Source organism: Acidithiobacillus concretivorus (assembly GCF_018853445.1).
GTDB classification, from domain to species: domain Bacteria; phylum Pseudomonadota; class Gammaproteobacteria; order Acidithiobacillales; family Acidithiobacillaceae; genus Acidithiobacillus; species Acidithiobacillus concretivorus.
Genome location: NZ_JABELD010000088.1, coordinates 1 through 4,065 on the forward strand (window position 1 = coordinate 1; position 4,065 = coordinate 4,065).

At 53.0% G+C, this 4,065-nt stretch carries 5 protein-coding genes; 4 read left to right on the forward strand and 1 reads right to left on the reverse strand.

Annotated features, from left to right (window positions below; translation table 11 throughout):
- A partial coding sequence (gene hemW, locus HJG40_RS11510) for a radical SAM family heme chaperone HemW (protein ID WP_215864329.1) occupies nucleotides 1-943 on the forward strand: 943 nt, incomplete at its 5' end.
- 10 nt (nucleotides 944-953) lie between these two features.
- Here the strand turns inward: hemW and HJG40_RS11515 are convergent.
- Nucleotides 954-1,265 carry an encapsulin-associated ferritin-like protein gene (locus tag HJG40_RS11515; RefSeq protein WP_010642997.1) on the reverse strand — a complete coding sequence of 104 codons (312 nt, stop codon included), beginning with the start codon at nucleotides 1,263-1,265 and terminating at the stop codon, nucleotides 954-956.
- 95 nt (nucleotides 1,266-1,360) lie between these two features.
- Between HJG40_RS11515 and HJG40_RS11520 the strand changes: the two genes are divergently transcribed.
- The 3 genes from HJG40_RS11520 to HJG40_RS11530 all read left to right on the forward strand — a co-directional run bounded on the left by HJG40_RS11520 (nucleotide 1,361) and on the right by HJG40_RS11530 (nucleotide 4,035).
- Nucleotides 1,361-2,050 carry a pseudouridine synthase gene (locus HJG40_RS11520; RefSeq protein ID WP_226857413.1) on the forward strand — a complete coding sequence of 230 codons (690 nt, stop codon included), beginning with the start codon at nucleotides 1,361-1,363 and terminating at the stop codon, nucleotides 2,048-2,050.
- Nucleotides 2,051-2,137: 87 nt separating this feature from the next.
- The gene (locus HJG40_RS11525; RefSeq protein ID WP_215864332.1) at nucleotides 2,138-2,290 is read left to right on the forward strand and encodes a hypothetical protein; all 153 of its coding nucleotides are present in this window, start codon (nucleotides 2,138-2,140) and stop codon (nucleotides 2,288-2,290) included.
- Between the two features lie 212 nt (nucleotides 2,291-2,502).
- A complete protein-coding gene (locus HJG40_RS11530) occupies nucleotides 2,503-4,035 on the forward strand; it encodes a DHA2 family efflux MFS transporter permease subunit (RefSeq protein WP_215864331.1) in 1,533 nt (510 codons plus the stop codon).
- Nucleotides 4,036-4,065 lie beyond the last annotated feature (30 nt).

Genomic DNA, 4,065 nt, shown 5'->3' on the forward strand with positions numbered 1-4,065 from the left:
CAGCCTGTTTCCACCGGAAATCATCAACCAGCTGCTGTCCGACATCCGGGCCCGCCTGCAGCCTCTTTCTGCCATGGAGGTGACCCTGGAGGCGAACCCCGGCGCCATTGAGGCCGCAGCATTTGCCGATTTTCGTGCAGCCGGGGTTACCCGTCTGTCTCTGGGTATTCAGTCTTTCAATAATGTGCACCTGCAACGCCTGGGACGCATTCATGATGCTGCTGCCGCCCATCGCGCCGTAGAAAAAGCCATTGCTGCGCAATTTGCCAGCTTTAATATGGATCTCATGTTTGCCCTGCCCGGCCAGAGTACTGCTGAAGCGTTGGCAGACCTGGACGCGGCTTTACAATATCAGCCTCCCCACTTGTCACTTTACCAGCTCACACTGGAAGCCGGCACACCCTTTGCCAGCCATCCTCCGGCCCATCTCCCTGACGATGATACTGCGGCGGATATGGAAAATATTTTACGCAGCGAACTGGAAAATCACGGTTTGGGTCGCTACGAAATCTCCGCGCATGCCCGCCTCGGACAGCAATGTCAGCATAACCGCAATTACTGGCTATATGGCGACTATCTGGGGATTGGCGCCGGAGCTCATGGCAAAATCACCCAGGCGGAAGGCATCTGGCGTAGCCGTAAACCCAGCCGACCCGAGAGTTACATGATCGACGCGCTCAGTGATATGGAAACCCTGGGAGAATACACCTCGGTCCCACCAGCAGAACGCCCCTTTGAATTCATGCTGAATGCCCTGCGGCTGACCGAAGGTTTTTCAAGCCGTCTGTTTACTGAATGCACCGGCCTGGACAGCCTGCTGATTGAACCACAGATTCGCCGTGCCCGCCGCGAGGGATTACTGTATGCCGATACCGAAATAATTCGGCCCACCGTCCAGGGAATGAATTTTTACAATGAATTGTGTGCCCGCTTCATTCCCTGAATGGACAAGGCTATTCCCGACCCATCGCCTCAGCTTCATGACCGGTAATGGAACCATCCTTGAACAAATATTCACGCAGCTCTTTATCCAGACGCGGCATTTTACGGCGCAACCACTCCAGAACCATGGCCGCGTGCTCAATTTCTTCATCCCGATTGTGTTCCAGCACTTTTTTGAGCTGGAGATCATTGCAGGCATCCGCGCGCTGCTGGTACCAATCTACCGCCTCAAATTCTTCCATCAGCGAGGATATCGCCCGATGAATATCCAGCGTATCACTGGACAGCGACTCCAAAGGCTCGTGCATTGTTTCATGTGCCATCTTTAGATCCTTTAACAATGAAATACCCGTCCAAGCATAGCCCAAAGCGTTCACTAACCCCAAGTGACAACAGACCGGGAGAAGCGCGCCATGAATTGGCAAGACTCCTGTCCAAAGCCGGACTGTGTTCGCGGAGTATAGCTGCCGATTGGATTCGTGCCGGCAAGGTGACCGTCAACGGGCAGATTATTGACGAGCCGGAAGCCCGTTTTTCGCTACAGGACCAGATTTCTGTGGCGGGACAACGCCTGAAAGAACAAGCTCGCAAGGTGCTGATGTTGCATAAACCCCGAGGCGTTGTCAGTACCCGCGCCGATGAAAAAGGACGGCCCACGGTTTATGATTTACTGCCCTCCGACCATTGGCTGGCACCCATAGGACGTTTGGATCAGGCCAGTTCCGGATTATTACTGTTCAGCAACGATCCAGAGTGGGCTCAGATTCTGCTGAATCCTGATCAGCACGTCCGCAAAACCTATCACGTGCAAATTCGCCCCCCCCTTCGTGCCGAAGTTTTTCTGCACATTGCCCAAAATTCGAGCCTGGACGGCAAGCCATGCCTGCCCATGCAAATTCGTGAGCTGCGCTGCGGGGGAAAAACCCAATGGCTGGAAATTGTCCTGCTGGAAGGGCGTAATAGGCAGATACGCCGCCTGCTGCAAGGTGCCGATGCAGAAGTGTTACGCCTGATTCGGGTAGCCGTAGGAGATTTGCTTTTGGGCAGCTTGGCCAGTGGGCAATGGCGCTGGCTGAGCCCCGACGAAGAAAATCTTTTGGAACCCTGAGTAGGGTATATTAGATATTTATTATATTGACATAGTCATAATATCCATGTATGTTAGATATACCTTATTTACTGATGGAGAATGATCATGGAAATGGAACTGGAATTTGAAATGATTGCCCTGGTTTACCAACTGGAAGAAGCCGGTTACTGCTTTGCCGATGTTTCCGATGAAGAACTGCAACAGGCATTCATGAACAATCAGGATCTGCGGGATCTGGCGGTTCCCCGTGCTGCCTGATCCTTTTTATCCTCCGCAACCGGCCCCTTATGGCCGGTTTTTTTTGGCCTGAACAACGAAGCATATCAAAACAGCCCGGCGCCCAGTTTTGAGGCATTCCCTGCTACTTAACCGCTCTATCAGCTGCTCTTGCGAGCAAGCATATTCCTCTTTATACTGACCGAACGGTCGGTATCTGACAGATTCTCATACCCCATCAAGGAGCCCAACTGGTGGCGCAACAGCAGCCTACATCCCGTCTGGTCATCACCGTGGCGGTCATGCTTGCAGTAGTTATGCAGGTTCTGGATCTCACCATTGTCAATGTGGCCCTGACTTATATGCGCGGCTCCCTACAGGCTAATAGTGATCAGATCACCTGGGTGCTCACCGCTTATATGGTGGCCAACGTCATAGTGCTCCCCCTTACCGGCCTTCTGGTAGAGCGCTACGGTCAACGCAACATCATGCTTTGGAGTGTGGTGGGGTTCGTGATTTCTTCGGCGCTATGCGGACAATCACACAGCCTTACCGAGATTGTCCTCTGGCGCTTTCTTCAGGGTATTTTCGGAGCGTCCCTGGCACCCGTCGGACAAACCATCATGCTCGGTGCCTATCCGGCCAATAAACGCGGTCAGGCCATGGCGATTCTCGGTATGGGCATCATGCTGGGGCCGATTCTGGGACCGACTCTGGGTGGTTACCTGACGGACGCTCTCAGTTGGCGCTGGGTGTTTTACGTCAACATTCCCTTTGGGATTCTCGCCTTTTTACTGATGCAAAGCGTGCCGGACGGCGGCAAAAGCGCCAACCCCAGGCCCGTAGACTGGACCGGATTTGCACTGATGGCCCTGGGCTTGGGGTCTCTGCAAGGTATTCTCAGCCTCGGCGATCAGGATGACTGGTTCAGCTCACAAACCATCATCATCCTGACCTTGATTACCATCCTTGGGCTGCTCTTTTTTGTATGGCGTTCCCTGAGTGTCAAACATCCGGTTGTCGATTTGCGCCTCCTCAAAGACCGCAATCTGGCTATTGGCAGCATGGGAATCGGCATATTTGGCCTCGCGCTGTTTGGCACCATGGTGATTTTACCCATCATGCTGGAGACCTTGATGCACTATGAGGCCTTTACGGCCGGACTGGCTATGGCGCCTCAAGGCATCGGCGCAATGCTGGCGATGATGCTGGCTGGCCGCCTGCTCGGCAAGGGCATCAATCCCCGCGATATTGTGCTGGTGGGTATTGTAATCGGCGCCTTCGGAACCTACCTCACCACACTTTATAATCTCAATATCAGTATGGCGTGGGTGATCTGGCCCAGCTTTATTCGTGGTATTGGTTTCGGTCTGGTGACCATTCCCCTGTTTACCCTGGCTTTTACAACCCTCAAAAAGTCACAACAAGCAGAGGGATCGGGAATTTTCAATTTGATGCGAACCCTCGGTGGTAGTGTCGGCATTGCCATCGTCTCTACCGTCATGAGCCAGGAAACGCAGGTGGGTTGGAACCAGATGAGCAAGTTCATCAATCCCTTCAATCCGGCGTTTCACCAATATCTGGCAGCGACGGGTATGACCCAGAATCCGACTACCTGGCAGGTTCTGGGTAATGTTGTTGTTTATAGTCAGGCTAATATGCGCGGCACACTCGACGCATTTGTGTTGGTATTTTACGGTTTTCTGGTAATGATTCCGTTGATTTTGTTTCTCAAAAAGCCGACTCCGGAAAAGGGAGAAAATACTCCGCCACCTGTACATGAGTAATCCTGAAACGGCGGTGGGCCGAAAAGCTTT

Bases quoted from the DNA above. Each gene is read 5' to 3' on its own strand.
- HJG40_RS11515 (WP_010642997.1), bottom strand. From the start codon at position 1,265: ATGGCACATGAAACAATGCACGAGCCTTTGGAGTCGCTGTCCAGTGAT.
- HJG40_RS11525 (WP_215864332.1), top strand. From the start codon at position 2,138: ATGGAAATGGAACTGGAATTTGAAATGATTGCCCTGGTTTACCAACTG.